General features: G+C 72.7%; 24 protein-coding genes and 1 tRNA gene. 9 read left to right on the forward strand and 16 right to left on the reverse strand.

Going from position 1 to position 25382, the window contains the following annotated elements:
- Positions 1 to 168 precede the first annotated feature (168 nt).
- Positions 169 to 711: a bacterial proteasome activator family protein gene (locus tag ACFXPL_RS10770; protein WP_384915845.1), complete on the forward strand. Its 543-nt coding sequence runs from the start codon at positions 169 to 171 to the stop codon at positions 709 to 711.
- Between the two features lie 147 nt (positions 712 to 858).
- Here ACFXPL_RS10770 and ACFXPL_RS10775 read toward each other — a convergent pair whose 3' ends face one another.
- From ACFXPL_RS10775 to pdhA, 7 genes are all read right to left on the reverse strand, one after another.
- Complete coding sequence (locus ACFXPL_RS10775) at positions 859 to 1839, reverse strand: NAD(P)H-quinone oxidoreductase (protein ID WP_384915848.1); 981 nt, start codon at positions 1837 to 1839, stop codon at positions 859 to 861.
- Positions 1840 to 1984: 145 nt separating this feature from the next.
- Entirely contained in the window at positions 1985 to 3040 is a 1056-nt protein-coding gene (locus ACFXPL_RS10780; protein WP_384916078.1) for a potassium channel family protein, read from the reverse strand.
- Positions 3041 to 3060: 20 nt separating this feature from the next.
- Entirely contained in the window at positions 3061 to 4599 is a 1539-nt protein-coding gene (locus tag ACFXPL_RS10785; RefSeq protein ID WP_384915851.1) for a molybdopterin molybdotransferase MoeA, read from the reverse strand.
- Complete coding sequence (locus ACFXPL_RS10790) at positions 4596 to 5540, reverse strand: NTP transferase domain-containing protein (protein ID WP_384915854.1); 945 nt, start codon at positions 5538 to 5540, stop codon at positions 4596 to 4598. Before ACFXPL_RS10790 ends, ACFXPL_RS10785 begins: the two co-directional genes overlap by 4 nt.
- Positions 5541 to 5609: 69 nt before the next feature.
- Entirely contained in the window at positions 5610 to 7031 is a 1422-nt protein-coding gene (locus ACFXPL_RS10795) for a dihydrolipoamide acetyltransferase family protein (protein WP_384915857.1), read from the reverse strand.
- Positions 7031 to 8056, reverse strand: coding sequence for an alpha-ketoacid dehydrogenase subunit beta (locus tag ACFXPL_RS10800; RefSeq protein ID WP_384915860.1), 1026 nt, complete (start codon positions 8054 to 8056; stop codon positions 7031 to 7033). Before ACFXPL_RS10800 ends, ACFXPL_RS10795 begins: the two co-directional genes overlap by 1 nt.
- Positions 8053 to 9225 carry a pyruvate dehydrogenase (acetyl-transferring) E1 component subunit alpha gene (pdhA, locus tag ACFXPL_RS10805; protein ID WP_384915863.1) on the reverse strand — a complete coding sequence of 391 codons (1173 nt, stop codon included), beginning with the start codon at positions 9223 to 9225 and terminating at the stop codon, positions 8053 to 8055. The genes ACFXPL_RS10800 and pdhA overlap by 4 nt, the downstream gene beginning before the upstream one ends.
- A gap of 189 nt (positions 9226 to 9414) precedes the next feature.
- Between pdhA and ACFXPL_RS10810 the strand changes: the two genes are divergently transcribed.
- Positions 9415 to 9915 (forward strand): Lrp/AsnC family transcriptional regulator, encoded by a 501-nt coding sequence (locus ACFXPL_RS10810; RefSeq protein WP_384915866.1) that lies wholly within the window; start codon positions 9415 to 9417, stop codon positions 9913 to 9915.
- 99 nt (positions 9916 to 10014) lie between these two features.
- Here the strand turns inward: ACFXPL_RS10810 and ACFXPL_RS10815 are convergent, their stop codons facing one another.
- Together ACFXPL_RS10815 and ACFXPL_RS10820 are read right to left on the reverse strand one after the other, a co-directional pair.
- The gene (locus tag ACFXPL_RS10815; RefSeq protein ID WP_384915869.1) at positions 10015 to 10605 is read right to left on the reverse strand and encodes a TetR/AcrR family transcriptional regulator; all 591 of its coding nucleotides are present in this window, start codon (positions 10603 to 10605) and stop codon (positions 10015 to 10017) included.
- Complete coding sequence (locus ACFXPL_RS10820; protein WP_384915872.1) at positions 10602 to 12125, reverse strand: 3-hydroxyacyl-CoA dehydrogenase; 1524 nt, start codon at positions 12123 to 12125, stop codon at positions 10602 to 10604. The genes ACFXPL_RS10815 and ACFXPL_RS10820 overlap by 4 nt, the downstream gene beginning before the upstream one ends.
- 242 nt (positions 12126 to 12367) lie before the next feature.
- Between ACFXPL_RS10820 and paaN the strand changes: the two genes are divergently transcribed.
- Positions 12368 to 14074 carry a phenylacetic acid degradation protein PaaN gene (gene paaN, locus ACFXPL_RS10825; protein ID WP_384916081.1) on the forward strand — a complete coding sequence of 569 codons (1707 nt, stop codon included), beginning with the start codon at positions 12368 to 12370 and terminating at the stop codon, positions 14072 to 14074.
- Between the two features lie 45 nt (positions 14075 to 14119).
- Here paaN and ACFXPL_RS10830 read toward each other — a convergent pair whose 3' ends face one another.
- The 3 genes from ACFXPL_RS10830 to ACFXPL_RS10840 form a co-directional block, all read right to left on the reverse strand.
- Entirely contained in the window at positions 14120 to 14797 is a 678-nt protein-coding gene (locus ACFXPL_RS10830) for a TrmH family RNA methyltransferase (protein WP_384915874.1), read from the reverse strand.
- Positions 14798 to 16099 carry an HTTM domain-containing protein gene (locus tag ACFXPL_RS10835; protein WP_384916084.1) on the reverse strand — a complete coding sequence of 434 codons (1302 nt, stop codon included), beginning with the start codon at positions 16097 to 16099 and terminating at the stop codon, positions 14798 to 14800. It lies immediately after the preceding gene.
- A 158-nt stretch (positions 16100 to 16257) separates the two neighbouring features.
- Positions 16258 to 16965, reverse strand: coding sequence for a DUF5819 family protein (locus tag ACFXPL_RS10840; RefSeq protein WP_384915877.1), 708 nt, complete (start codon positions 16963 to 16965; stop codon positions 16258 to 16260).
- 114 nt (positions 16966 to 17079) lie between these two features.
- Here ACFXPL_RS10840 and paaA point away from each other — a divergent pair, with 114 nt between their 5' ends.
- The 5 genes from paaA to ACFXPL_RS10865 all read left to right on the forward strand — a co-directional run bounded on the left by paaA (position 17080) and on the right by ACFXPL_RS10865 (position 20811).
- The gene (paaA, locus tag ACFXPL_RS10845; RefSeq protein WP_384915880.1) at positions 17080 to 18087 is read left to right on the forward strand and encodes a 1,2-phenylacetyl-CoA epoxidase subunit PaaA; all 1008 of its coding nucleotides are present in this window, start codon (positions 17080 to 17082) and stop codon (positions 18085 to 18087) included.
- Positions 18084 to 18374 (forward strand): 1,2-phenylacetyl-CoA epoxidase subunit PaaB, encoded by a 291-nt coding sequence (gene paaB / locus ACFXPL_RS10850; RefSeq protein WP_384915883.1) that lies wholly within the window; start codon positions 18084 to 18086, stop codon positions 18372 to 18374. Before paaA ends, paaB begins: the two co-directional genes overlap by 4 nt.
- An 89-nt stretch (positions 18375 to 18463) precedes the next feature.
- Positions 18464 to 19219, forward strand: coding sequence for a 1,2-phenylacetyl-CoA epoxidase subunit PaaC (gene paaC, locus ACFXPL_RS10855; protein ID WP_384915886.1), 756 nt, complete (start codon positions 18464 to 18466; stop codon positions 19217 to 19219).
- A complete protein-coding gene (paaD, locus tag ACFXPL_RS10860) occupies positions 19213 to 19749 on the forward strand; it encodes a 1,2-phenylacetyl-CoA epoxidase subunit PaaD (protein WP_384915889.1) in 537 nt (178 codons plus the stop codon). The genes paaC and paaD overlap by 7 nt, the downstream gene beginning before the upstream one ends.
- Complete coding sequence (locus tag ACFXPL_RS10865; RefSeq protein ID WP_384915892.1) at positions 19750 to 20811, forward strand: 2Fe-2S iron-sulfur cluster-binding protein; 1062 nt, start codon at positions 19750 to 19752, stop codon at positions 20809 to 20811. It begins immediately after the preceding gene.
- Positions 20812 to 20885: 74 nt separating this feature from the next.
- Here the strand turns inward: ACFXPL_RS10865 and ACFXPL_RS10870 are convergent, their stop codons facing one another.
- The 4 genes from ACFXPL_RS10870 to ACFXPL_RS10885 all read right to left on the reverse strand — a co-directional run bounded on the left by ACFXPL_RS10870 (position 20886) and on the right by ACFXPL_RS10885 (position 24188).
- Positions 20886 to 21230: a rhodanese-like domain-containing protein gene (locus tag ACFXPL_RS10870; RefSeq protein ID WP_384915895.1), complete on the reverse strand. Its 345-nt coding sequence runs from the start codon at positions 21228 to 21230 to the stop codon at positions 20886 to 20888.
- An 88-nt stretch (positions 21231 to 21318) separates the two neighbouring features.
- Positions 21319 to 22182, reverse strand: a complete 864-nt coding sequence (locus tag ACFXPL_RS10875) for a hypothetical protein (protein ID WP_384915898.1) — start codon at positions 22180 to 22182, stop codon at positions 21319 to 21321.
- A 70-nt stretch (positions 22183 to 22252) separates the two neighbouring features.
- Positions 22253 to 23725 (reverse strand): DUF2252 domain-containing protein, encoded by a 1473-nt coding sequence (locus ACFXPL_RS10880; RefSeq protein ID WP_384915901.1) that lies wholly within the window; start codon positions 23723 to 23725, stop codon positions 22253 to 22255.
- Positions 23726 to 24105: 380 nt separating this feature from the next.
- Positions 24106 to 24188, reverse strand: a tRNA-Leu gene (locus ACFXPL_RS10885).
- A 327-nt stretch (positions 24189 to 24515) separates the two neighbouring features.
- Here ACFXPL_RS10885 and ACFXPL_RS10890 point away from each other — a divergent pair.
- On the forward strand, positions 24516 to 25373 hold the full coding sequence (locus tag ACFXPL_RS10890; RefSeq protein WP_384915904.1) for an FhaA domain-containing protein: 858 nt from the start codon (positions 24516 to 24518) through the stop codon (positions 25371 to 25373).
- The last annotated feature ends 9 nt before the right edge of the window (positions 25374 to 25382 follow it).

The following is a 25382-nucleotide window of genomic DNA, read 5'->3' on the forward strand; positions in this document are numbered from 1 at the left end:
CGGCGGGGGGCCCCCGGCCCCCCTCGGCCCCGCTTCCGGGGGGGGGGCCCCCGGGGCCCCCCCGGCCCCCCCCCCGCCCCGGGCCGCGCCCCCCCCTAACAACCTCCGCCTGCCTTCCCCCGGGCCCCACGCCGCGTGATGACGCACATGTGCGAGACAATGGACCGCATGGAGATGCCGAGGAACGAACGGTCGCAGGAGAGCCCCCATGTCCTGGTGGTCGGACAGGACGGGATGTCCTTCGGCGGCGGCGGGGCCGACGCCGAGGCGCGTGAGATCCCGGTGACGGAGATGGTGGAACAGCCCGCGAAGGTCATGCGCATCGGCAGCATGATCAAGCAGCTTCTGGAGGAGGTGCGGGCGGCCCCTCTGGACGAGGCGAGCCGGGTGCGGCTCAAGGAGATCCACGCCGGCTCGGTGAAGGAGCTGGAGGACGGGCTCGCGCCCGAGCTGGTCGAGGAGCTGGAGCGGCTCTCGCTGCCCTTCACCGACGAGGCGATCCCCTCCGAGGCGGAACTGCGCATCGCGCAGGCCCAGTTGGTGGGGTGGCTGGAGGGCCTGTTCCACGGGATCCAGACAGCGCTCTTCGCCCAGCAGATGGCGGCCAGGGCCCAGTTGGAGCAGATGCGGCGCGCTCTGCCGCCTGGCTCCGTCCCGGAGGACGAGGGCGACCAGGGCCATGGCGCGATCCGCTCGGGCCCGTATCTGTAAGCCACACCGGTAAGCCACACCTGCAAACCACATCCGTAAGGACCATCTGTAAGGCCCGCAGGCTTTGCGCGGTCCGGCCCACCCGCTGGGGGCCGGACCGCGCTCCTGTTCTCAGGGAGCCTCCTGTTGTCGGGAGGTCCTCTGTTCTCAGGAGGTGAGGAGCAGCACCTTGCCGATGTGCGTACCGCTCTCCAGCGCGCGGTGCGCGTCGGCCGCCCGTTCCATCGGCAGCGTCTGCTCCACGATCGGCCGGACCTGCCCGTCCGCGATCAGCGGCCAGACGTGCTCCCGTACGGCCGCGACGATGGACGCCTTCTCGGCCAGCGGGCGGGCGCGCAGCGAGGTCGCGGTGATGGCGGCGCGCTTGCTGAGCAGGGCGCCCAGATTGAGTTCGCCCTTCGCCCCGCCCTGGAGACCGATCACCGCGATCCGGCCGTTCACGGCCAGCGCCTTCACGTTCCGCTCCAGATATTTGGCGCCGACGATGTCGAGGATGACATCCGCTCCCGCGCCCTCCGTGGCCTTGCGGATCTCCTCGACGAAGTCCTGTTCGCGGTAGTTGATCAGGATGTCCGCACCCAGCTCGGCGCAGCGCGCCAGCTTGTCGGGACCGCCCGCCGTGACCGCGACCCGCGCGCCCACCGCCTTGGCGAGCTGGATCGCCATCGTGCCGATCCCACTGGCGCCGCCGTGCACGAGGACCGTCTCACCGGGCCGCAGGTGGGAAACCATGAAGACGTTGGACCAGCAGGTCGCGGTGGTCTCGGGCAGCGCCGCGGCCGTGGCCAGGTCCACCCCTTCCGGCACGGGCAGGAGCTGCCCCGCCGGTACGGCGACCTGCTCGGCGTAGCCGCCGCCGGCCAGCAGCGCGCACACCTCGTCCCCGACGGCCCACCCGGCGACACCGGGCCCCAGCGCGGTGATCCGGCCCGCGCACTCCAGACCGGGGTACGGGGAGGCGCCGGGCGGGGGATCGTAGAAGCCCTGGCGCTGCAACAGGTCGGCGCGGTTGACGGCGCTCGCCACCACCTCGACGAGCACCTCGCCGTCACCGGCTACGGGGTCGGGTACCTCCGCCCATACGAGCGCGTCGGGGCCGCCAGGTTCCGGAATCGTGATCGCATGCATGGCCGCGAGGCTACTCCTGAGCACCGGGCGGAGAGGCCAGGTCGGCGGAGAGTCCAGGCCGGTCGGCGAGGCCGGCCGGGTCGGTCAGCGAGGCCGGTCGGCCGGGTCGGTCAGCGAGGCCGGTCGGTGGAGTCAGTGGGTGAGGTCAGTTGGTGAGGTCGGACTCCGCGGGGCTCGTGGCCCGGACGATGGTGATCAGCCGGTCGGTGAGCTGGAGCGGGCTCGCCGCCGGGTCGTCGTAACCGAGCAGCCGGTGCCCGCGCAGCACGCTCACGACCAGGTCGTCCGTCTCCCGTACGTTCCGCCCCACCTCGGCCTTTATCACCGGGCGTTCGATGAGATCGAGGCCGCTGCCCTGCTGGATCAGATCCTCCATCACCGTGCCGGCGCTGGGGCTGAGCACGGAGAGCCCGAGCAGCCGGCCGGCCGCGCTCGCGCTGGTGATCACGGCGTCCGCGCCGGACTGCCGCAGCAGCGGCGCGTTCTCCTCCTCGCGCACCGCGGCGACGATCTTGGCGCCCCGGTTGAGCTGCCGCGCGGTCAGCGCCACCAGCACCGCCGTGTCGTCGCGCTGGGTGGCGATGACGACCTGGCGGGAGCGCTGGAGTTCGGCCCGCAGCAGCACGTCGCTGCGGGTCGCGTCGCCGACGACCCCCACGAACCCTTCGGCGTTGGCCGCCTCGATCACCTTGTTCGACGGGTCGACGATGACGATCTGTTCCTTCTTCAGCCCGGTGGCACGGAGGGTCTGTATCGCCGAGCGCCCTTTGGTGCCGTAGCCGACGATGACGGTGTGGTCGCGCAAGTTGGACCTCCAGCGGTTCAGCCGCCATTCCTCCCGGGTGCGCTCCGTGAGGACCTCAAGAGTGGTTCCGACCAGGATGATGAGAAAGCAGACCCGTAGCGGGGTCACGAGCAGGACGTTCACCAGCCGCGCGCTGTCGCTGTACGGCACGATATCGCCGTACCCCGTCGTGGAGAGCGTGACGGTCGCGTAGTAGACGGCGTCGAGGAAGTCGACGGACTCGTCCGCGTTGTCGTGGTACCCCTCCCGGTCGACGTAGACGAGGAAGACCGTCAGCGCGAGGACGAACAGCGCCATCAGCAGCCGACGGCTGACCTGCCGCAGCGGCCGTACGGCCGTGCGGCGCGGCAGCTTCACCCGCGCGGCGACCAGATGCTCGTCCGCGCGTCTGGCCATCGCGTCCTGGCCCGGAAGTTTCACGTGAAACACCCTCCGTCGACCGACACCGTGGCGTTCCACGGCAGGTCGAGAACTTCCAGATCGTCACCCGGCCGCGCGCCACCGGGCTTCACCACCGCGAGCCCGTCCGCGGCGGCGATACCGCGCAGCATGGCCGGACCGTTGAATCGCAACGGTACGAGCCCCTCGTCCCGGTGGACGAAGGGGACCAGCCGGGTGTCGGACGGATGTCCGTGCACCGCGTCCCGTACCGGTACGTGGTACGATGTCCGGGGTGCCCGCCCCGCCAGTCCCCACAGCACGGGTTCGGCGAGCGTCAGCAGTCCGGAGACCGCGGCGAGCGGATTGCCGGGCAGCCCGATGAACAGCCGCCCGGGGGCCCGCCGGGCCAGCACCATGGGATGGCCGGGGCGCACGGCGACCCCGTCCACCAGCAGTTCGGCGCCCGTCCGCCGCAGCACGGTATGGACATGGTCGACCGGTCCCGCCGCCGTGCCTCCCGTGGTGATGACGAGGTCCGCCGTGGACGCGGAGACCGCGCGGTACAGCGCCTCGGCGTCGTCGCCGAGCCGGCGGGTGGCGACGACCTCCGCGCCGAGGGCGCGCAGCCAGGGTGCGATCAGCGGACCGAGGGCATCGCGGATCAGCCCGTCGTGGGGGAGCCCTTCGACGAGCAGTTCGTCGCCGAGGACCAGCACCTCGACGCGCGGGCGCGGGACGGTGGGCAGCTCGTCGTAGCCGGCCGCCGCCGCGAGCCCGAGCACGGCGGGAGTGATCACATAGCCGGCGGGCAGCAGATGCTCGCCGGAGCGGCACTCCTGGCCGCGCGGCCGGATGTCCTGGCCCTGGGTCACCGGGCGCTGGGAGTGGAGATGTCCGGCGGCGTCGGTACGGGCGTGTTCGCTGCGGATCACCGCGGTGGCGTCGGGCGGAACGCGGGCGCCGGTGGCGATCCGTACCGCCGAACCGTCGGGGAGGGGCACGGCCGTGGCGTGCCCGGCGAGCAGGCCGGGGCCGCCGCTGCCGTTGTCGTCGCCGCTGTCGTGAGCGCCGTTCTGTACGGACCAGGGGCCCGGCCCGGAGACCGCCCAGCCGTCCATGGCCGAGGTGTCGAAGGGCGGCAGGTCGGTCAGCGCGGCCAGCGGCTCGGCGAGTGCCAGGCCCAGGGCCTGGTCGAGGGGGACCCGGCGGGCCCGCGCGGACGGCGTTCCGTCCGGTGCCGGGCGCCCGGAGCGTGCCGCGAGCGCGCGGGCGTCGGACCACGCCGTGGCGCGGGGCCGGCTGGACCCGGCGGAACCGGTACGGGCCCCCGCGTCCCGACCGCTGCCGTTGCCGTTGCCGTGGCCGGTGTTCTGGCCGGTGTTGTGGCTGTGGCTGTAACTGTGGCCGGTGCCGTGGCCGCCGTGGTGGCTCCCGGCCGGGCTTCGGCCGACGAGCGCCAGCACGTCGTCGATCCCGTCGATGGCGTCGATCCCGTCGAGACCGCCGCGCCCACCGGCCCCCGCGGTCCCGTCGAGCTCCTCGGTCCCGTCGACCTTGCGGTCATGGGCGGTCATCCTGCGTCGGCCCCCTTGGCCCCGGCCGCGCCACCGTCGCTACCGGTGGAGCCGTCGGTGGCCTCCCTCTCGGTCTTCGCTTCCGCCTCAGTCTCCGCTTCGGCGGCCCAACGCAGGGCCAGCGCCGCGGCCTTGCGGGCCGCTTCCGCGACAGCTTCGGGTCCGTCTCCCCCGGCCCGGGCCGCCGCGTACCCGACCAGGAAGGTCGTCAGCGGCGCGGCGGGCCGGGCGACGCCGTGCGCGGCGTCGCGGGCGAGGTCGAGAAGGGCGGAGGTGTCGACGTCCAGCTCGATGCCGAGTTCGTCCTTGACTGCGGTGATCCATTCGTCCAGCACGGTCCCATGCTCCCTGATCCGGGCCCGCGCCGTGGAGATGTCTTCCCAGGTGTCACAGTCGAAGGAGTCGAAGGGGGCGAGCGGCCCCGCGTCGACCCAGGCGAGTTCGAGTTCCTGCACGAGCAGCCGCAGCGGCAGACCGGCGAGGCTGCCGTACTCGGTACGGAGCAGGGCGATCTCGCGGCGCAGCGGCTCGGCGCCGTACGCCGCGACCAGCGGCTGGTCCCGGCCGTCGGGGTCGGTGAGCAGCGCCGCCTCCGCGCCGCTCCCGACGAGCGTCCCGACGAGTCGGCGCACCGTCGGCCGGGAGAGGAACGGCAGGTCCGCGGAGAGGACGAGCACGGTCTCCGCATCGGGCCGCACGCACCGCACCCCGGCGTCGAGCGCGGCGAGCGGCCCACCGCCCGGCGGCTCCTCGCGGGCCCAGCGAACCGGCCGTGCCGTCGGCCGCCGACCGCCCACGACCACGGTGTCGGCGGCCCCGTCGCAGGCGGCGAGCACCCGGTCGAGCAGCGCCCGGCCGCCGACCCGCACGCCGGGCTTGTCGGCCCCGCCGAGCCGTCTGGCGGCGCCTCCGGCGAGCACGATGGCGTCATAGGCGGTCATGGCTGCATTATGTGCCGTGATCGCCGGTCCGGAGTACGCGCGGTCCCCGGTTCTTCCGACTCGGCCCCGTCACAGCGTGCGCAACAGCACCGCCGGCTGCTCGACACAGTCCGCGACATGGCGCAGGAAGCCGCCCGCCGTACCGCCGTCACAGACCCGGTGGTCGAAGGTGAGCGAGAGCTGCACGACGTGACGCACCGCCAGTTCCCCCTGGTGGACCCAGGGTTTGGGCACGATCCGGCCGATGCCGAGCATCGCCGCCTCGGGGTGGTTGATGATCGGGGTGGAGCCGTCGACCCCGAACACCCCGTAGTTGTTGAGCGTGAAGGTGCCGCCGGTCAGATCCTTCGGCGTCAGCGTGCCGGACCGGCCCGCCTCCGTGAGCCGGGCGAACTCGGCGCTCAGCGACTCCGCGGAGCGGGTGTGCGCGTCCCGTACGACGGGGACGACCAGCCCGCGGTCGGTCTGCGCGGCGAAGCCGAGATGCACCTCGGGCAGCCGCACGATCTCCCGGGCCGCCGTGTCCACGGTGGAGTTCAGCTCGGGGTGCCGGACGAGGGCCGCCGTGCAGATCCGGGCGAACAGCGCGATCAGCGAGATCTTGGGCCCGCCCGCCGCGTTCATCGCCGTACGGGCGGCCAGCAGCTCCGTGGCGTCCGCGTCGACCCAGCAGGTGGCGTCCGGGATCTCGTGCCTGCTGCGGGCCAGCTTGTCCGCGACCACGCCCCGTACGCCCCGCAGCGGCACCCTGGTGGCACCGGGCTGCGGCGGGGAAGCCTCCGCACGGTCAGGTGCCTGCGGTGCGGGCCCGGGCGTCATGGACGGCGCCGCCGGCGCGGACCGGGGCCGCGCGGCCGGGGACGCCGTGGCGCCTTCCCGTATCGCCCGCTCGACGTCGCACCGCAGGATCAGGCCGTCCCGCCCCGAGCCCGGGAGCGTCCGCAGATCGAGGTCGTGCTCGCGGGCGAGCCTGCGCACCAGCGGGGAGACGACCGCGACGGGACCGGCCGTCCCGTTCGCGGTGGAGCCGGCCGGAACGGCGGGAGGAGCCGCACGGAGCCCGTCCCCCGGCGGCCGGACCCGGCGCCTGCGGGCCACCGGCGCGCCCGTGCCGTACCCGACGAGCACATTGCCCGACGCTCCGGAGTCGGATGCGGCCGGGGCGGGAGACGGCGCGGACCTGGCCACCGGAGCCGAGGCCGGGGCCGGGGCGGAGGCGGGCTCAGCTCCGCCCAGCGGGGCCGACGCGCCCACCGCGACGGTCAGCAGCGGCGCCCCGACCGGCAGCTCCGCGCCCTCCTCGCCGTAGCGCGCCGTCACCACGCCCCCGTAAGGGCAGGGCACCTCGACCAGCGCCTTGGCCGTCTCGACCTCGACGACCGGCTGATCGACGGCGACGACGTCGCCCACCGACACGAGCCAGTGGACGATCTCCGCCTCGGTCAGCCCTTCACCGAGGTCAGGCAGTTTGAATTCCAGCACCTGCGCCATCAGCTCTCCGTCTCCCACTGGAGCCGCGCGACCGCGTCCAGCACCCGGTCCACTCCCGGAAGATGGTGCCTCTCCAGCATGGGCGGCGGATAGGGAATGTCGAATCCGGTCACCCGCAGCACCGGCGCCTCCAGGTGGTGGAAGCAGCGCTCGGTGACCCGCGCGGCGATCTCCCCGCCCGGTCCGCCGAAGCCGGTGGACTCGTGGACGACGACCGCCCTGCCCGTGCGGCGCACGGACTCCGCCACCGTCTCGTCGTCGAACGGCACCAGCGAGCGCAGGTCGACGACCTCCAGGTCCCAGCCCTCGGCACGGGCCGCCTCCGCCGCTTCAAGACAGACGGGAAGCGAGGGGCCGTACGTGAGGAGCGTGGCGCTGGAGCCCCGGCGCCGGACGACCGCGCGCCCGATCGGCCCGACCTCGGCCGGCGCGTCCGGCGACCACGCGGCCTTCGACCAGTAGAGCCGCTTCGGCTCCAGGAAGACCACCGGGTCGTCGGAGGCGATGGCGGCCCGCAGCAGCCCGTACGCGTCCTCGACCGTCGCGGGCGTGACGACATGGAGGCCGGGGGTCGCCATGTAGTACGCCTCGGAGGAGTCGCTGTGGTGCTCGACCCCGCCGATCCCGCCGCCGTACGGCACCCGCACCGTGATGGGCAGCGGCAGTGCGCCGCGCGTGCGGTTGCGCATCCGCGACACATGGCTGATGAGCTGTTCGAACGACGGATAGGCGAAGGCGTCGAACTGCATCTCCACGACCGGCCGCAGCCCGTACATCGCCATGCCGACGGCCGTCCCCAGGATGCCCGCCTCGGCGAGCGGTGTGTCCGTGCACCGCTCGTCCCCGAACTCGGCCGCGAGCCCGTCGGTGATCCGGAAGACCCCGCCGAGCGTGCCCACGTCCTCCCCGAGGACATGGACCGCCGGGTCCTCGGCCATCGCGTCACGCAGCGCGCGCTGGAGCGCCAGCGCCATCGTGGCGGGCTTCGCCGCGACCGCGGTCCTCTCCTCCACGGTGCCGGTCATCGCGGATCACCAGCCTCTTCGCCGGCCGACTCGGCGGCGGCCAGCTCGGCCCGGAGCTGGGCCTCCTGCTCCCGGAGTTGCGAGGTCCGCTCGGCGAAGACGTGCGCGAACAGGTCCATGGGGTCGAGCACCGGGTCCGCGTTCATCCGTTCGCGCAGCCGCGCGGCCATCGTCTCGGCGGAGTCCGCGGCCTCCCTGATGCCGTCCTCGTCGAGCACCCCGCGCTCCGTCAGCTCCCGCTCCAGCAGCCGCACCGGGTCGTGCGCACGCCAGGTCTCCACCTCGTCCCGCTCGCGGTAGCGCGTCGCGTCGTCGGCGTTCGTATGGGCATCGATGCGGTAGGTCACGGCCTCGACCAGCGTGGGCCCCCCGCCGCGCCGGGCGCGGGCCAGCGCCTCGCCGAGCACCCGGTGCACCGCGACGGCGTCGTTCCCGTCGACCAGGCGGCCCGGCATGCCGTACCCGACGGCCTTGTGGGCCAGGGAGGGAGCGGCGGACTGCTTGGCGAGCGGTACGGAGATCGCGAAGCCGTTGTTCTGGACGAGGAAGACGACCGGAGCCCGCCATACGGCGGCGAAGTTCAGCGCCTCGTGGAAGTCGCCCTCGCTGGTGCCACCGTCACCGACCAGGGCGAGCGCGACGACGTCGTCCCCCCGGAGCCGGGCCGCGTGGGCCAGTCCGACCGCGTGCGGAAGCTGGGTGGCGAGCGGCGTGGAGAGCGGGGCGATCCGGTGCTCGTGCGGGTCGTACCCGGTGTGCCAGTCGCCGCGCAGCAGCGTCAGCGCCTGGACGGGATCGAGCCCGCGCGCCACGGCGGCGAGCGTGTCGCGGTAGCTGGGGAAGAGCCAGTCCTGCTCGCGCAGGGCGAGCGCGGCGGCGACCTGGCACGCCTCCTGGCCGGTGCTCGACGGGTAGACGGCGAGCCTGCCCTGCTTGGTCAGCGCCGTCGCCTGCGCGTTGAACCTGCGGCCGCGGACCAGCTCGGCGTAGAGCCGCAGCAGCAGCGCGGGATCGGACCCGGCCGCGGCGTCGGTCCCCAGCACGCGGTACGGCTCGGGGTCGGGGAGCAGCGGTGCGGGGTCGGTCCGCGGCTGCCAGGCCGGGGGCGGGGCGGGTGGACGGGCCGCGGCGGCGGGCAGTTCCTGGACCGGCGTGCTGCTCTTCTTCACGCGTGCACCTCCTCGTCGGGGCGAACGGGCGGAGCGCCGGAGCGCGGCGCCGCCTCCCTACCGATTGTTCGGTCGACGGGCCATTTTGGCTACACACGCCTCCAGCCTGTGGACAAACGGTTCTCCACAGCCTGGGATGGACGCAGGCCGTCCATGGCGGGGAGTCCGGGAGACAGGAGAGCTGAACAAATGGCCGACGGCACGGAACGGGCCGCCGCGCAGGAACAGCCGCCTCGGCCGCTGGACGCCATCGACCGGGACATCCTGCGCATTCTCCAGACGGACGGCCGCGCCTCGATACGGTCGGTCGCCGAGCGCGTCCATGTCTCCCGGGCCAACGCGTACGCACGGATCAACCGGCTGATCGACGACCGGGTGATCCGCGGTTTCAGCGCCAGGGTCGACCACGAACGAGCCGGACAGGGGGCTTCCGCGTACATCACGCTGAAGATCGTCCAGAACTCCTGGCGCACGGTGCGCGAGCAGCTTCAGGAGCTGCCGGGCGCCACCCATATCGCGCTGGTCAGCGGCGATTTCGATGTTCTGCTGCTGGTGCACGCCCCGGACAACAGGACGCTGCGCGAGCTGGTCCTGACCAGGCTCCAGTCGATCCCGGAGGTGCTCTCGACGCGCACACTGCTGGTGTTCGAGGAGACGGACCTGGGCCCGGGCAGCATGCCGCCTCTCTAGCCAGGACCGTCGACCGCGCCCCCTCAGAAGGCGCGCAACCCCTCAGGAGGCAGGCAACCCGTCACGAGGCGCGCAGCCCCTCAGTAAGTGCGCGGCCCGTCAGGAGGCACGCAGCCCGTCGAAGGCCAGCCGTACGACGGCGTCCGCGACCTGGTCGCGGTCGTAGCCGCCCGCCGCGTGCGGCCGGTACCACTCGACCAGGGAGTTGACCATGCCGAAGAGCAGCCGGGTCGCCAGCTTGGTGTCCAGGTCGGCCCGCAGGTCGCCCTCCGCGGCGGCGGCCTTGAGGAGGCCGGCGACGCGCTGGTCGAACTCCCTGCGCCGCTCCATCGCCCACCGCTCGGTCTGCGTGTTGCCCCGTACCCGCAGCAGCAGCGTCACATAGGGCAGCTCGGCCATCAGCACCTCGACCGTGCGCCGGGTGACGTGCTCGACCCGGGCGACAGCCCGGCCACGCGTCGCGCCGTCCTCCTCCAGGATGGAGAAGAGGCCGTCGAGGGCGCGGCTGACGGCCCTGCGCAGCAGCTCCTCCTTGCCGACGACATGGTGGTATATGGAGGATTTGGAGATCCCGGCCGCCTTGGAGAGATGTTCCATGGAGGTGCCGTCGTAGCCGCGTTCGTTGAAGACACGCACGGCCACGGCCAGCAGGGTCTCGGGAGTGTAGGTGTCGCGCTTGGCGGTGGTCATGAACGCCCCTGCTTCGCTTCGGTGTCGGCACGGCGGGTCAGTGCCGTGGACGGGGCGTAACGGCCGCCGGGATACGCGCTGTCCATGGCGAGCAGGAAGGACCTGACCCACCACGCGGTGAGCCGGTCGCACCACTCGCCGGGTCCGCCAGGGTAGTTCACGCCGCGTTTCATGGCGGTGTCGATGTCCTGCGCGCTCGCCACTCCGCGGGCCGCGGCGTCGCAGGCGAGGTCGATCAGCAGGGCGACGGTGCGGCCGACGATCATGCCGGGTATGTCGTCGACGACGCTGACCCGCTTGCCGAGCCGCTGGAAGAGGCCGATGGCCGCCCGCAGGTCCCCGGGGTCGGCGTCGGCGCCGGGCGCGAGGGCGACGCGCGTGCAGGAGCGGTAGTCCAGCGCGAGGTCGAAGTGGATGTGCGGCCCGGAGGGGTCGCCGGTGGCGCTGGATCCGCCGGTGAGGCTGAGCGCCGTACCGCCGGGCAGGGTGAGAAAGCCTTCGGAGGTGTTCGGGGTGCGGTCGCGGGTGACCTTGATGCCCGCTTCCTCGATCATCTCGCGCAGGACGGCGGCGGGCCCGAGATCCGCGTGCACGCCGACCGCGTCGGGGGCCTCGCAGGGCTCCTCGGTGCGCGGTACGGGGGCGGTGGCTCCCTCGCCGTACGGGAACCACCCCTGGCCCGTCTTGCGGCCGAGGCGGCCCGATTCCACCAGCCTGCGCTGGGCGAGCGACGGGGTGAACTTCGGGTCGTGGAAGAAGGACTCCCACACGGAACGGGTGACGGCCTCGTTGACGTCCTGGCCGATCAGGTCGGTCAGCTCGAAGGGGCCCATCCGGAAGCCGCCGCACTCGCGCAGGACCGCGTCGACGGTGGCCGGGTCGGCGGCCCCCTCCTCGTACACCCGCAGCGCCTCCGCGTAGAAGGGGCGCGCCACGCGGTTGACGACGAAGCCCGGTGTATCGGCGCAGCGCACCGGGGTCTTCCCCCAGGCCAGCACGGTCTCGTACGCGCGGGTCACGGCGTCGGGGGCGCTCGCGAAGCCGCTGACGACCTCCACGAGGGGCAGCAGGGGCGCCGGGTTGAAGAAGTGCGTCCCCACGAGGCGTGCCGGCAGGCGCAGCGCGCCCGCGACGGCCGTGACGGAGAGGGAGGAGGTGTTGGTGGCGAGCAGGCAGTCGTCGGCGACGATGTCCTCCAGCGCCGCGAACAGCTCCCGTTTGGCGGAGAGGTCTTCCAGGACTGCTTCGATCACCAGCGCGGCGTCGGCCAGTTCGGCGAGGTCCGCGGCCGGGAGCAGCCGGGCCACCGCGGCGTCGCGGGCTGCCGTGTCGAGCCGGCCCTTGGCGACCAGCCGGTCCAGACGCCCGGTGAGGGTGGCGGCGGCCTGCCCCGCGCGGCCCGGCACGGCGTCGTAGAGCCGTACGGGGTGGCCGGCGACCAGCGCCACCTGGGCTATTCCCTGGCCCATCGTGCCGGTGCCCGCGACCGCGACGACGCGGCCCGGCTCGATTGCTGTCATGGCCGCAATCCTCCCGTATCGGTGGGGCGCGCGGCGCCGGTGAGGCGACCGCTGTCCGCCCGTTCGTCGTCGGTTGTCCACAGGATCGCCCGGATCCCCTTGTCCCGACCGATCGTTCGGTTACTCTAACTCTGTCCGCCGGTCCCTGTCCCCCGCCCCCGTTCTCCGTCCCCGTTCTCCGCCGCCGCACGTCCTCGCACGCCCTCGCACATCCGATGAACTCGATGAGGAGTTGGTCCACGATGGCCGCCCAGCTCAGCCCCCAGCAGCTCGCCGAGAAGCACCGGCCCACGCTCGACCGGGCCCTTGAGACGATCGGGTCGCGCGGCTACTGGTCCCCGCACCCCGAACACCCCAAGGCGTACGGGGAGAGTGCGCCCGCCGACGGGCTCGCCGCCTTCCAGTCGCTGCGCGGGACCCGCTTCGAGCTGGACCAGCCGGGCACGGACGGCTGGACCGGCGGCGAGGTCTCGCCCTACGGGCCGGCCCTGGAGATCGAGTATCCGCACGCGGACCCGGACGTCCTGCTGCCCGCCCTGCGCGCGGGCATGGGCGCGTGGCGCGACGCGGGCCCCGAGACCCGCGCCCTGGTCTGTCTGGAGATCCTGGCGCGGATCAGCGCGCGGACCCACGAGTTCGCGCACGCGGTGATGCACACGAGCGGCCAGGCTTTCACGATGGCGTTCCAGGCGGGCGGCCCGCACGCCCAGGACCGCGGCCTGGAGGCCGTGGCGTACGCGTACCAGGAGCAGACGCGGACACCCGCGTCGGCCGGGTGGTCCAAGCCGCAGGGCAAGCGCGACCCGTTGGAGCTGCGGAAGTCCTTCACCGCCGTGCCGCGCGGGGTCGCGCTGCTGATCGGCTGCAACACCTTCCCCACGTGGAACGGCTATCCGGGGCTGTTCGCCTCCCTGGCCACCGGCAACCCGGTCCTGGTCAAGCCGCATCCGCGCGCGGTGCTGCCGCTCGCGCTGACGGTCCGGGTGGCCCGGGAGGTGCTCGCGGAGGCGGGCTTCGACCCGAATCTGGTCGCGCTGGCGGTGGAGCGGCCCGGCGAGGGCATCGCCAAGGCCCTGGCGGTCCGCCCGGAGGTCCGGATCATCGACTACACGGGGTCGACCGCCTTCGGCGACTGGCTGGAGACCCACGCGCGCCAGGCCCAGGTGTACACGGAGAAGGCGGGCGTCAACACGGTCGTCGTGGACTCCACGGACGACTACAAGGGGATGCTCTCCAACCTCGCCTTCTCGCTGTCGCTCTACAGCGGCCAGATGTGCACGACACCGCAGAACCTGCTGATCCCCCGGGACGGCATCACGACGGACGCGGGCGAGAAGTCGTACGACGAGGTGGTGGCCGACGTGGCGGCCTCGGTGGCCGGGCTCCTGGGCGACGACACCCGGGCCAACGCGCTGCTGGGCGCGCTGGTCAACCCCGGGGTGAAGGCCCGTCTGGAGGCGGCCGACGGGCTCGGGGACGTCGCGCTCGCCTCGCGGGAGATCGCCCATCCGGACTTCCCGGACGCGGTGGTCCGTACGCCCGCGATCGTGAAGGCCGACGGCGCCCGCAAGGTCTGGGAGAGGGCGTGGGAGGGCGGCGAGGAGGTGCCGTACCTCACCGAGTGCTTCGGGCCCGTGTCGTTCGCGGTCGCCGTGGACTCGACGGAGGACGCGCTGGAGCTGCTGCGGCGCACGGTGCGCCATCAGGGTGCGATGACGGTCGGCGCGTACACGACGTCCCCGGAGACGGAGCGCGCGGTCGAGGAGGTCTGCCTTGAGGAGTCCGCGCAGCTCTCGCTCAACCTCACGGGAGGGGTGTACGTGAACCAGACGGCGGCGTTCTCGGACTTCCACGGTTCGGGGGGCAACCCGGCGGCGAACGCGGCGCTGTGCGACGCGGCGTTCGTGGCGAACCGCTTCCGCACGGTGGAGGTACGCCGCCCGTCCTGAGCCGACTCGTACGGGCCCGGCCGATCGAGGTGCGGGCGGGCCCGGTCAGGGTGCGGGCGGCGCCGGGATCTCCGCGTACCGCTGGATCCAGGCGTGCATGGCGATGGCCGCGGCGGCGCCCGCGTTGATCGAGCGCGTCGAGCCGAACTGGGCGATCGAGCAGACCATCGTGGCGTGCTCACGGGCCTCTTCGGTCAGGCCGGGGCCCTCCTGGCCGAAGAGCAGCACGCAGCGGCGCGGCAGTTCGGTCCGCTCCAGCGGGACGGCGCCCGGCAGATTGTCGATCCCGATGATCGGCAGCCCCTCGGCCGCCGCCCAGGCCGTCAGCTCCTCCGTACCGGGGTGGTGGCGCACATGCTGGTACCGGTCGGTGACCATGGCTCCGCGCCGGTTCCAGCGCCGCCGGCCCACGATGTGGATCTCCTTGGCGAGAAAGGCGTTGGCGGTGCGGACCACGGAGCCGATGTTGAAGTCGTGGCTCCAGTTCTCCACCGCGACGTGGAAGTCGTGACGCCGGGTGTCGAGGTCGGCGACGATCGCCTCGCGCGACCAGTACCGGTACCGGTCGGCCACGTTGCGGCGGTCCCCGGCCGCCAGCAGCTCCGGGTCGTACCGCTCACCCCGGGGCCAGGGCTCGCGGTGCGGTCCGACACCGACCGGGGGTCCGTAGCCTTCGTCGTACTGGACCGGCTCCAGGCCCTCGTCCGATGTCTCGCTGATCACCTACACGAGGGTACGTGGCTGCTCGGGGCTCTCCTGACGCTGCCCGGGCAGGGCCGCCCGGCCAGCGTCAGGGCGGGTCAGGCCCGGCAGCCGGTCGAGCAGCCGGTCGCGCACCCCGGTGGCACGGCCGCCGAGCCACAGCAGGAAGACCGTCGGCAGGAACACGGCGTCGGCGGCGATCATGGCGAGCGAGAAGAACGGCAGCCCGAGCAGTACGGCGATCCCCGCGTGCTCCAGCATCATCGCGACGAGCAGGACGTTCTTGACGCGCCGGTTGAAGAGCGTGAACGGGAAGGCGACCTGCACGATGACCGTGCCGTACGTCAGCACCATCACGATGAGCGCGCTGGACGCGAAGAGGTCGGAGAGTCCGGGCCAGGGCGCGAAGTAGTCGAGCTTGAGCGGGTAGTACAGCGCGGTGCCGTCCTGCCAGCGCGAGCCCTGGATCTTGTACCAGCCGGCGGTGGCGTAGATGAGACAGACCTCGGCCATGATCACGGCCAGTGCGGCGTTGTGGATCAGATTGGCGAGGACGTCCAGCAGGGCGCGCGGCTCGCCGTGGCGCGCGCGGCGGCTCACGGCCCACCAGAGCCCCTGAGCGGCCCAGGCCCCCCAGAACAGGGCCAGCAGCCAGCTCTCGATCTGGACCCGGTCGGTGAACGTGCCGATGAGGAGCGCCGTGCCGGTGACCGTCCAGAGGACCGGGCCGACCCGGTCCCGTACGGCCGGACCGGCGGCGTCCGCCGCACCTGCCGGAGACGTCGCCCTCGCGGTCTCCGCCGTACGCGCCGCGCGGGCGGCGCGCCGCGCGTCGAGCGACCAGACCTGCCCGCAGCGCGTCAGCACGAGGTAGATCGCCATGAGGTGGATGACGTTGTCGCCGCCGTCCCCCATGAAGATGCTGCGGTTCTGGAGCGACAGCACCCCGAACATGAAGAGCACGGACATGGTGCGGGTACGCCAGCCGACCATGAGCAGCGCGCTGGAGAGCACGGCGACGGCGAAGACGATCTCGAACCACAGCGCGCTGTCCGACCACATCAGCGCGGAGAAGGCGTTGTTCTTCGCGATGAGCCGCTGGGCCATGTCCCAGCTCCAGGGCCCGTCGGGGCCGTACAGCTCACGGCGGTGCGGCACCTCGCGCAGCAGGAAGAGGAGCCAGGTGGCGGCGAAACCGATCCGTATGACGGCGCTCTGGTAGGGGCCGAGGGCCGCGGAGGTGACACGGTGGAGCGCGCCCGCCGCCCACTGATCGGGGCGCGTCGTGCGCGCGGACGGGTCGGGGCGCGGGGCGGGACGCACAACGGGCCAGGGGTCGGGGCGCGAGCCCTCCGGCGGTTCGGACGACCGGTCGGCCCGCGGCGGTACGGGCTGTCGCGGCGGTACGGGTTCAGCGGACCGTTGCGACGGGTCGGGCTGGGAAGGCTGGTCGGACTGGTCGGGCTGGTCGGACTGTTCGCTCACCGGTGCGCCTCCGCACGGCCGTTCCGTACGCCGCCGGGAAGGTCGGTGGCGTCCACCGTCCACCAGGGGTAGATCCGGTAGGACGGGCGCGTGCTGATCTTCTCGGTGCTCCAGGGCGGCGAGGAGACCGCCGTGGTGACCGACCTGGCCTGGATGCGTACCACCGGCCCGCCCAGGTCGTGGTCGGCCAGCCGCAGCATCACGATCCGGCGGACGTAGCTCTCGGAGAGCTGGCCACGCAGCCCGTTCGGGCGGTTCTGATTGTCATGCGATCCGACGAAGAAGTCCCAGCCCCTGCGCAGCTCGTTCTGGTCGACATGGCTGGGCAGGACGTTGTGATGGATCGCGGCGCCGTCCTCGGCGGAGAGGTCGATCCATTCGCTGGTCCTGCGCGTGAGGCCGGTGGACCCGACTTCGGCGCGCACCTCGACGGCGATGTTCTGCTGGAGCGGATTGGGCGCGAAGAGCTTCCAGTTCTGCTCGAACTCGGGGTAGACCCAGCCGTCGACGGCCTTGCCGTACTGCTTGGTGAGCGTGTTGGACGGGGCGACGTGCAGGAACACCATCGCGACATGCCCGCAGGCCAGCAGCCCGATGACCGCGAGCGACACGGCGGCCACCACCTGGTAGCGGAAGGAGAGGCCGGATATCCCGGCCCCGGGTGGCGGTCCGGCTTTCCCACCCTGGTCGTCGTACGAATCCATCCCGCCCCGATCCCCGTCGTACTCCGGTCAGTTATCCACAGGGTTGACACCCTACGGGCCGCCGACTCACCATTGAAGTCCATGAACCGAACGATCGGTCGGTAGGGGGTCCGGATGACGGCAGTGACCACGGGGACCGCGGGGACAGCCGAGGAGGCGACGGTGGAAAGGACGGCGGAGTCCTTCGAGGCGGCGTTCGACGCGGCTGTGGCCGCCGACGAGCGCATCGAGCCGCGCGACTGGATGCCCGAGGCGTACCGGGCGTCGCTGGTCCGCCAGATGGCCCAGCACGCCCACTCCGAGATCATCGGAATGCAGCCGGAGGCCAACTGGATCACCCGAGCGCCCTCGCTGCGCCGTAAGGCGATCCTGATGGCCAAGGTCCAGGACGAGGCCGGACACGGCCTGTATCTCTACAGCGCGGCCGAGACGCTGGGCACGGGCCGTGACGAGTTGCTCGACAAGCTCCACAGCGGTCGGCAGAAGTACTCGTCGATCTTCAACTACCCCACGCTGACCTGGGCGGACGTCGGCGCGATCGGCTGGCTGGTGGACGGCGCGGCGATCACGAACCAGGTCCCCCTCTGCCGCTGCTCGTACGGCCCGTACGCCCGTGCGATGGTCAGGATCTGCAAGGAGGAGTCTTTCCACCAGCGCCAGGGGTACGAGCTGCTGCTGGCCCTGAGCAACGGGACGGACGCGCAGCACGCCATGGCCCAGGACGCGGTGGACCGCTGGTGGTGGCCGTCGCTGATGATGTTCGGCCCACCGGACGACGAGTCGGCGCACTCGGCGCGGTCCATGGCCTGGAAGATCAAGCGGCACTCCAACGACGAGCTGCGGCAGCGCTTCGTCGACATCTGTGTCCCGCAGGCCGAGGCCCTCGGCCTGGCCCTCCCCGACCCGGACCTCCGGTGGAACGAGGAGCGGGAGCGGCACGACTTCGGGGCGATCGACTGGGCGGAGTTCCACGAGGTGCTGAAGGGCAACGGGCCGTGCAACGAGGAGCGGATCACCCAGCGCCGCCGCGCCCACGACGAGGGCGCGTGGGTACGGGAGGCCGCGGCGGCGTACGCGGCGAAGCACCGCCCCGGGGCGGTACGGATGGAGGCGACGGCATGAGCGGTACGGCCGACTGGCCCCTGTGGGAGGTCTTCGTGCGTTCCCGCCGCGGGCTCTCGCACACCCACGCGGGCAGCCTGCACGCCCCGGACGCGGAGATGGCGCTGCGCAACGCGCGGGACCTCTACACCCGGCGCGGCGAGGGCGTCTCGATCTGGGTGGTGGAGTCCTCGGCGGTCACGGCCTCCTCGCCGGACGAGAAGGATCCGTTCTTCGCCCCCTCCGCCGACAAGCCCTACCGGCATCCGACCTTCTACGAGATCCCCGAGGGGGTGAAGCACCTGTGACCGGCGTCCCGACGACCACCGGCGCATCGACGTCCGGCGTACCGGCGACCGGCGCATCATCGTCCGGCGCATCGGCGACCGACCTACCGGTGTCCGGTGTACCGGCGACCGAGCGGACCCCCCGGGCGGTGAACAGGGCGGCGGCCCTCGCGCTCGGCGACGACGCGCTGGTGCTCTCCCACCGGCTGGGGGAGTGGGCGGGCCACGCTCCCGTCCTCGAAGAGGACGTCGCGCTCGCCAACATCGCGCTGGACCTGCTGGGCCAGGCACGTTTCCTGCTCTCCCTCGCCGGGGACGAGGACGAGCTGGCCTATCTGCGCGAGGAGCGCGCGTTCCGCAACCTCCACCTGGTCGAGCAGCCGAACGGCGACTTCGCGCACACGATCGCCCGCCAGCTCTACTTCTCCACCTACCAGCTCTTCCTGTACCAGCAGCTCGCGGCCGGGGAGAGCGAGTTCACCGGACTCGCGGCCAAGGCGGTCAAGGAGGTCGCCTACCACCAGGACCACGCCGAACACTGGACCCTGCGGCTCGGGGACGGCACGCCGCAGAGCCGCGAGCGGATGGAGCGCGGCTGCCGGGCGCTCTGGCGGTTCACCGGCGAGATGTTCCGCCCGACCGAAGGGCTCGACGGACTCGACGTCGACTGGCGGGCGCTGGAGGAGAGCTGGCTCGCGTCCGTCACCGATGTGCTGCACCGGGCGACCCTGCCCGTGCCGGACGGCCCCCGCTCCGGTGCCTGGACGGCGGGCGCGGGCCGGCAGGGGCTGCACACGGAACCGTTCGGACGGATGATCGCCGAGATGCAGCACCTCCACCGCAGCCACCCGGGGGCGTCATGGTGACGACCCCGGACCGGAGCCCGGCACCGGCGGAGACGACGGCGCTGGAGGCGGAGCTGCGCGCCCTCGCGGGCTCCGTGCCCGACCCCGAGCTGCCGGTGCTGACCCTGGCCGAGCTGGGCGTGCTGCGCGGCCTCCACCTCGCGGGCCCCGGCCGGGTCCGCGTGGAGCTGACCCCCACCTACACCGGCTGCCCGGCCGTCGGGACGATGTCCTCCGACATCGAGCGCGTCCTGCACGACCACGGGGTGCCGGAGGTCTCGGTCGTCACGGTCCTCTCCCCGGCCTGGTCGACGGATGACATCAGCGCCGAGGGCCGCCGCAAACTCGCCGAGTCCGGCATAGCCCCGCCCCGCCCGGGCGCCACACCGGACCCCGCCGGCGGGCCCGTGCCGCTGACGCTCTCCCTGCGCTGCCCGCACTGCGGCTCGACCGACACCGAACTGCTCAGCCGGTTCTCCTCCACCGCCTGCAAGGCACTGCGCCGCTGCACGGCCTGCGGCGAACCGTTCGACCACTTCAAGGAGTTGTAGATGTTCCATCCGCTCCGGGTCAGCGAGGTCGAACCGCTCACGGACGACGCGGTCGCCGTCACCCTGGCCGTACCGCCCGAGCTGCGCGAGACGTTCCGGCACACCCCTGGCCAGCACATCGCCCTGCGCCGCCGCACCGGGAGCGGCGAGGAGATCAGGCGTACGTACTCGATCTGCGCCCCCGCCGGCCCCGAGGCGGCGCTGCGGGTGGGCATCCGGCTGGTCGAGGGCGGCGAGTTCTCCACGTACGCCTTCAAGGAGCTGGCCGTGGGCGACACGGTCGAGGCCATGGCGCCGACCGGCCGCTTCGTCCTGGAGCCCCGCGCCGGGCACTTCGCGGCGATCGTCGGGGGCAGCGGCATCACCCCGGTGCTGTCGATCGCGGCCACCCTGCTGATACGGGAACCCACGGCCCGGTTCTGTCTGGTGCGCAGCGACCGCACCGTGGCGTCCACGATGTTCCTGGAGGAGGTCGCCGACCTCAAGGACCGCTTTCCCGACCGCTTCCAGCTCGTCACGGTCGTCTCCCGGGAGGAGCGGCGGACGGGGCTGCCGTCCGGCCGGCTGGACCGCGAGCGGCTGACCGGACTGCTGCCCGCACTGCTCCCGGTGGCCGACATCGACGGCTGGTTCCTCTGCGGCCCGCTCGGCCTGGTCTCCGGCGCGGAACGGGCGCTGCGCGGTCTCGGGGTGGAGCGCTCCCGTATCCACCAGGAGATCTTCCACGTCGACGAGGCGCCGTCCGCCGCCGTGGCGGCCGCCACGGCCGGCTCCCGGGCCCCCGCGCACAGCGCCCTGACCGCGACCCTGGCCGGCCGCTCGGGCACCTGGCCGGTGCGGGAGGGCGAGTCCCTGCTGGAGACGGTGCTGCGCAGCCGCGCGGACGCGCCCTACGCGTGCAAGGGCGGGGTCTGCGGCACCTGCCGGGCGTTCCTGGTCTCGGGCGAGGTCGCCATGGACCGCAACTTCGCGCTCGAACCGGAGGAGACGGACGCGGGGTACGTACTGGCCTGCCAGTCCCACCCGGCGACCGCGGAGGTGGAGCTGGACTTCGACCGCTGAGCCGAGGCCCCGCCCGGCCCGGTGCGGGCGCCGTCGGCGGCGGTCAGGCGGTCAGGCGGTCAGGCGGTCAGGCGTCAGAGGACGAACGCCGGGGTGCCGTTGTCGGCGACCATCGGGCGCCCGGCGCCGTCCCAGGCGAGCATGCCGCCGTCCACGTTCACCGCGTCGATGCCCTGCTGCACCAGATACTGGGTGACCTGCGCGGAACGGCCGCCCACGCGGCACATCACAAACGCCTTCCGGCCGTCGGCGACCGCCTCCGTGACCTCGCCGAAGCGGGCCACGAAGTCACTCATCGGGACATGGAGCGCGCCCTCGACATGGCCGGCCGCCCACTCGTCGGCCTCCCGGACGTCCAGCACCAGGCCGTCGGCCGGCACCGCCGCGACATCGACGGAGGGCAGCGGGGCGAAATTCATGGGGATTGCCTTCTCTCGTACGGGACCGGCACCGGGGCCGGACCCGGGCGCCGCGGCCGGGCCATGACCGGACCCTGGCCCGGAAAATCTACTCCACCAGTTTGGCCAGCTCCGCCTCACGCCCCGAGACCTCCGCGAGAAGCTGCTCCGCGATCTCCTCCAGCAGCCGGTCCGGGTCGTCGGGCGCCATCCTGAGCATCGCGCCGATCGCGCCCTGCTCCAGCTCCTGGGCGACCAGCGTCAGCGCCTCCTTGCGCTGCGACAGCCACTCCAGCCGGGCGTAGAGCTCCTCGCTCTCGCTCAGCTCGGCCGGCCGCGGCACCGGTCCCGCCGCCCACTCGGCGGCCAGCTCCAGCAGCAGCGCCTCGTCCCCGCGCCCGTAGGCGGAGTTGACCCGCGTGAGGAATTCCTCACGCCGCGAGCGCTCCCCGTCGTCCTGCGCGAGATCCGGATGCGACTTGCGCACCAGATCGCGGTAGATCCTGCGTGCCTCGTCGCTGGGCCGGACGCGCTTGGGCGGCCGTACGGGCCGGTCGGTCAGCATCGCCGACGCCTCCGGCGACAGACCGTCGGAATCGAGCCAGTCGTGGAACAGCTCCTCGACGCCCGGCATCGGCTGCACCATCGCCCGGGCCTCCCGCGCCTTGCGCAGATCCTCCGGGTCGCCGGAGCGGGAGGCCCGGGCCTCCGCGATCAGCGCGTCCAGCTCGTCGAGCCGGGCGTACATCGGGCCGAGCCGCTGATGGTGCAGCCGGGAGAAGTTGTCGACCTCGATCCGGAACGTCTCCAGGGCGATCTCGAACTCGATCAGCGCCTGCTCGGCGGCGCGCACGGCCCGCTCCAGGCGCGCCTCGGGCCGCGGGTCGGACGCCGCGTTGGCGTCCGGCACGTCTCGTACGTCCTGCTCGTCGTCGTTACGGATCGTCGGCTCCCCAGGGGCGTCGTGCATCACCCGACCAGCCTACGGGCGGATCGGGCGGCCCCCGCCCCTCCCCGGCCCCCAGAAGGCCCGTACCGGCCGCTCAGACCCCCAGTTCGGCGGAGATCCGCCCGCCGCGCACCGCCGCGACCAGCTCCGCGTGGTCCGCCTCCGTACGGTCCGCGTACGCCACCGCGAACTCGGCGACGGCCGCGTCCAGCTCCTCGTTCTTGCCGCAGTACCCCGCGATCAGCCGCGGGTCAGCGCTGTGCGCGTGGGCCCTGGCGAGCAGCGCCCCGGTCATCCGCGCGTAGTCGTCGACCTGGTCGGCGGGGAGCGCCGCCGGGTCCACGCTGCCCTTACGGTTCCTGAACTGCCGTACCTGGTACGGGCTGCCCAGGACCGTCGTCCAGCCCAGCAGGTTGTCACTCACCACCTGCATCCGCTTCTGGCCGAGCACCACGCGCCGCCCCTCGTGCGCCACCTCGGGCGGCACGAAACCGACGGCCGGCAGATGGGGCAGCAGGGCGGAGGGCCGCGCCTCCTTCACCTGGAGTACGAGCGGCTCCCCCCGGTGGTCCAGGAGGAGCACCACGTACGACCGAGTCCCCACGCTGCCGGTGCCGACGACCCGGAACGCCACGTCGTGGATCGCGTACCGCGCGAGCAGGGGCAGCCGGTCCGCCGGGAGGGTGGCCAGATACGCCTCCAGCGAGGCGGCCACGGCCGCGGCCTCCCCGTCGGGCACGCGGCGCAGCACGGGCGGCGCGTCGACGAAGCGCCGCCCGGCGGTGCCCTGTCCGTCCGCGCCGTCCACCGCCTCGGTCGACCGGGCCGCGAACCGCGCGCTCGTGTTGTTGCGCGCCTTCTCCGAGACGCGCTCCAGCGTGCCGGCGAGGTCACGGGCGTCCGTGTGGGAGACCAGCTCCTCGTCGGCGATCGCGTTCCACGCGTCGAGCACCGGCAGCTTCGCCAGCAGCCGCATCGTGCGCCGGTAGGCCCCCACCGCGTCGTACGCCCCACTCCGGCAGATGTCCTCGTCCGCGCCGGCCTCGCGCCCGGCCAGCACCAGCGAGGCGGCGAGCCGCTTGACGTCCCACTCCCAGGGGCCGACCACGGTCTCGTCGAAGTCGTTGAGGTCGATGACGAGCCGGCCGCGCGCGTCCCCGTACAGGCCGAAATTGGCCGCGTGGGCGTCGCCGCAGATCTGCGCGCCGACGCCGGTGACCGGCGTGCCCTTCAGGTCATGGGCCATCAGCCCGGCGGAGCCGCGCAGGAAGGCGAAGGGCGTCGCGGCCATCCGCCCGACCCGTATCGGCGTCAGCCGCGCCACCCGGCCGCGGCTGGATTCCTCCACGGCCCGCACCGCGTCCGGCCGCCCCGGCACCTGGACGAGCCCGGCGTGCGAGGACCTCGGCACCCGCTTCCGCAGCGCCCGCCCCCGCTCCTTCGGCGTCCGCGCGCCGTCCGGCTCACCCTGGGCCGCGCGCGGCGCGAACCCCGGCACCGGCGGAATCCGTACCGCCCCGGCCGCCGTTCCCGACCCGGCCGCCGTCCCCGACCCGACACCGCCCATGGCGCGCCGCCTCCCCCGTACTCGTCGTGACTCGCCGTGCGAGATCAACCGCTCACGACCGTACCGCCGGATCCGAACAGGCGCCCGCCCTGTGGAAAACCCGGAAACCCCGGAAACCCCGCCGGACGACCCGCCGGGCAACCCACGGGGCGACCCGCCGAACGCCTCTGCCCAACGCCCCACCCGACGTCCTGCCGACGCCCCGCCGCCGCCCTCCCGAACGTAACCTGCGTCACAGAGCCCGAGCGCTCCGAAGCCCCCGGCCCCTCGCAAGCCCGCCGAAGCGCCGTGGCCGGACATACAGAAGAACCCCCGCTCCGGAGGATCTCCGGAGCGGGGGTTCGACCAATCCGCTGTGGGTAGTCACTGACTACCCGCTGTGCGCGAGGGGGGAGTTGAACCCCCACGCCCTTTCGGGCACTGGAACCTGAATCCAGCGCGTCTGCCATTCCGCCACTCGCGCATTGGGCGTGTCGTCCGGTGCTTCACCTGCTGATGTTCTGCTGGTGTGCGCTCCTGGCGACTTCGAGAAGATTAGCACGCCGTGACGGGTGGAATCACATCCGTTTGTTTCGACGATCCGGCCTCGGAACAGGGAACGGACAACGGCCGCCACCCACTCCTCCTGAGTGCACCCGGGGTGCGGGACACTGGCGTCAGGCCGCCTCTACGATCCCGTGTGAGAGGTGACACTCATCGACGGGCCAGACAAGGGGAACCAGCCGATTTCCCGACGCGTGGATACGATCAGTAAGCAGTACCAGGACGGCAACAACGGAGGAGGTGCCCCATGGGAGTCATGAAGCGTTTCGAACAGCGTCTCGAAGGTTTGGTCAATGGCACCTTCGCGAAGGTGTTCAAGTCCGAGGTCCAGCCTGTCGAGATCGCGGGTGCCCTCCAGCGCGAGTGCGACAACAACGCGACGATCTGGAACCGCGAGCGGACCGTCGTGCCCAACGACTTCATCGTGGAGCTGAGCACCCCGGACTTCGAGCGGCTCAGCCCGTACTCGGGGCAGCTCGGCGACGAACTGTCGGGGCTGGTCCGCGACTACGCCAAGCAGCAGCGGTACACGTTCATGGGGCCGATCAAGGTCCACCTGGAGAAGGCCGAGGACCTCGACACCGGTCTCTACCGGGTGCGCAGCCGGACCCTGGCGTCGAGTACGTCACAGGACGGCCCCGACCGCGGCGCGGCCGGCCACCCCGGCCCCGCGGCCCCCGCCTCGCCTCCCCGGGGCGCTCCCGGCGGTTACGGCTACCCGCCGTCCGCCGTGCCCCCCATGCCCGCCTCCTCGCCGACCGGAAGCCCCGGCGGTCCCGGCGGCCGGCCCGCGGGCCCCGGCCCCGGAGCGATGCCGCACGGCCAGGTGCGCCGCTGGATCGAGATCAACGGCACCCGCCACCAGATCTCCCGCGGCACCCTCGTCATGGGCCGCAGCACCGACGCCGACGTACGGATCGACGACCCGGGAGTCTCGCGCAGGCACTGCGAGATCCGGGCCGGTACGCCCTCCACGGTCCAGGACCTCGGGTCGACCAACGGCATCGTGGTGGACGGACAGCACACCACCCGCGCTACGCTCCGCGACGGCTCGCGGATCGTCGTGGGCAATACCACCATCGTTTTCAGGCAAGCCGAAGGGTGAAGCGGGGGC

It is taken from the genome of Streptomyces sp. NPDC059092 (assembly GCF_042756365.1).
Lineage (GTDB): Bacteria > Actinomycetota > Actinomycetes > Streptomycetales > Streptomycetaceae > Streptomyces.

What these genes read in the sequence shown, in the direction of transcription:
- ACFXPL_RS10770 (WP_384915845.1), top strand. Translation starts at nt 169, where the DNA reads ATGGAGATGCCGAGGAACGAACGGTCGCAGGAGAGCCCCCATGTCCTG.
- ACFXPL_RS10775 (WP_384915848.1), bottom strand. Translation starts at nt 1,839, where the DNA reads ATGCATGCGATCACGATTCCGGAACCTGGCGGCCCCGACGCGCTCGTA.
- ACFXPL_RS10780 (WP_384916078.1), bottom strand. Translation starts at nt 3,040, where the DNA reads ATGGCCAGACGCGCGGACGAGCATCTGGTCGCCGCGCGGGTGAAGCTG.
- ACFXPL_RS10785 (WP_384915851.1), bottom strand. Translation starts at nt 4,599, where the DNA reads ATGACCGCCCATGACCGCAAGGTCGACGGGACCGAGGAGCTCGACGGG.
- ACFXPL_RS10790 (WP_384915854.1), bottom strand. Translation starts at nt 5,540, where the DNA reads ATGACCGCCTATGACGCCATCGTGCTCGCCGGAGGCGCCGCCAGACGG.
- ACFXPL_RS10795 (WP_384915857.1), bottom strand. Translation starts at nt 7,031, where the DNA reads ATGGCGCAGGTGCTGGAATTCAAACTGCCTGACCTCGGTGAAGGGCTG.
- ACFXPL_RS10800 (WP_384915860.1), bottom strand. Translation starts at nt 8,056, where the DNA reads ATGACCGGCACCGTGGAGGAGAGGACCGCGGTCGCGGCGAAGCCCGCC.
- ACFXPL_RS10810 (WP_384915866.1), top strand. Translation starts at nt 9,415, where the DNA reads ATGGCCGACGGCACGGAACGGGCCGCCGCGCAGGAACAGCCGCCTCGG.
- ACFXPL_RS10815 (WP_384915869.1), bottom strand. Translation starts at nt 10,605, where the DNA reads ATGACCACCGCCAAGCGCGACACCTACACTCCCGAGACCCTGCTGGCC.
- ACFXPL_RS10820 (WP_384915872.1), bottom strand. Translation starts at nt 12,125, where the DNA reads ATGACAGCAATCGAGCCGGGCCGCGTCGTCGCGGTCGCGGGCACCGGC.
- paaN (WP_384916081.1), top strand. Translation starts at nt 12,368, where the DNA reads ATGGCCGCCCAGCTCAGCCCCCAGCAGCTCGCCGAGAAGCACCGGCCC.
- ACFXPL_RS10840 (WP_384915877.1), bottom strand. Translation starts at nt 16,965, where the DNA reads ATGGATTCGTACGACGACCAGGGTGGGAAAGCCGGACCGCCACCCGGG.
- paaA (WP_384915880.1), top strand. Translation starts at nt 17,080, where the DNA reads ATGACGGCAGTGACCACGGGGACCGCGGGGACAGCCGAGGAGGCGACG.
- paaB (WP_384915883.1), top strand. Translation starts at nt 18,084, where the DNA reads ATGAGCGGTACGGCCGACTGGCCCCTGTGGGAGGTCTTCGTGCGTTCC.
- paaD (WP_384915889.1), top strand. Translation starts at nt 19,213, where the DNA reads ATGGTGACGACCCCGGACCGGAGCCCGGCACCGGCGGAGACGACGGCG.
- ACFXPL_RS10865 (WP_384915892.1), top strand. Translation starts at nt 19,750, where the DNA reads ATGTTCCATCCGCTCCGGGTCAGCGAGGTCGAACCGCTCACGGACGAC.
- ACFXPL_RS10870 (WP_384915895.1), bottom strand. Translation starts at nt 21,230, where the DNA reads ATGAATTTCGCCCCGCTGCCCTCCGTCGATGTCGCGGCGGTGCCGGCC.
- ACFXPL_RS10880 (WP_384915901.1), bottom strand. Translation starts at nt 23,725, where the DNA reads ATGGGCGGTGTCGGGTCGGGGACGGCGGCCGGGTCGGGAACGGCGGCC.
- ACFXPL_RS10890 (WP_384915904.1), top strand. Translation starts at nt 24,516, where the DNA reads ATGGGAGTCATGAAGCGTTTCGAACAGCGTCTCGAAGGTTTGGTCAAT.